We start from the raw sequence: 692 nt of genomic DNA, 5'->3' as shown, positions 1-692 counted from the left end.
CGCGCGACTTTGCAGAAGATATGACTTTGTTCGAATGGATGGGCCAGTGGCGTAAGCCAGGTCAAGATGATCAGTTCATTCGCGGCATTCTGGGGCGCATGCTGTTCTCGTCGAAAGACATCGACAAGAAAGTCTCTGTTTGTTCAGGTGGTGAAAAGAACCGCCTGTTGTTTGGTAAGCTGATTATCGCTGAAACAAATGTGCTAATTATGGATGAGCCAACCAATCACTTGGACATGGAATCGATCGAAGCGTTAAACCTAGCGCTCGAAAATTATCCAGGCACTCTGATTTTTGTCAGCCATGACAGAGAGTTTGTTTCTTCTTTGGCTACACGCATTATTGAAATCAAGGACAACAAGCTAAATGATTTCCAAGGCACTTATGAAGAGTACCTTGCGCGCCAATTAGCACTAGAAACCAAGCGTTAATCGCCTAATTTTGAACAGGGCGTTTGCGTGGCGAGCGCCCTACTCCTTTTTTAGATTCTGCATTTTTGTTCCCAGTCTGTTTATTGCTACTTTTCTTAGGCTTGTTCTGTTTTGGCTTGCCTCTAGCCCAAATATCTTTATNTGCCTGACTCTTTTTAGCCTTGTCGCGAGACTTGTTGCCGTGTCCGTCGCTGTTATTAGCTTTTTTCTTGTTTTTATCCGGCTTGCCTGAGGCAGACATATTCGTTGAGCTGGTCTGAT

1 protein-coding gene is annotated in these 692 nt (G+C 44.7%); it reads left to right on the top strand.

What is annotated here, in order from left to right:
- Positions 1-431 (top strand): ATP-binding cassette domain-containing protein (locus tag A3738_RS07125; protein ID WP_156504045.1); only part of this gene is annotated, 431 nt, incomplete at its 5' end.
- Between the last annotated feature and the right edge of the window lie 261 nt (positions 432-692).

Source organism: Oleiphilus sp. HI0066 (assembly GCF_001635725.1).
This window is presented reverse-complemented; position numbering and strand designations above follow the sequence as displayed.